General features: G+C 53.8%; 1 protein-coding gene. It reads right to left on the reverse strand.

What is annotated here, in order from left to right:
• Positions 1–277: hypothetical protein (locus SB772_RS40410; RefSeq protein WP_410838570.1), on the reverse strand; the 277-nt coding region annotated here is incomplete at both ends.

The following is a 277-nucleotide window of genomic DNA, read 5'->3' on the forward strand; positions in this document are numbered from 1 at the left end:
GCCATGGGTCTCTAATGAAAATCCAATCTGCTCGCATTGCAGACAGTGGTGGAAAGAGCATCACAAAGGCCCAAATAATCTCTGGCGGCCCAACCTTCTGGTAGGCCCAGTCCACGACGTCCATGTAGCTTTCGTTCAAGGAAATAACACTGCCGAGCGTGCAAGGCTCAACGGTAGACCGTTGCTTCTGGTCAAGCCGGTATTGCTTGAACTGCTCGCTTGGTGTCCATGCCGGCTCACGCAGATAACGGCCCGACATGACGATGCCATTGTTCCG

The organism is Paraburkholderia sp. SIMBA_030 (genome assembly GCF_046535245.1).
In the GTDB taxonomy this organism is placed as follows: Bacteria; Pseudomonadota; Gammaproteobacteria; order Burkholderiales; family Burkholderiaceae; genus Paraburkholderia.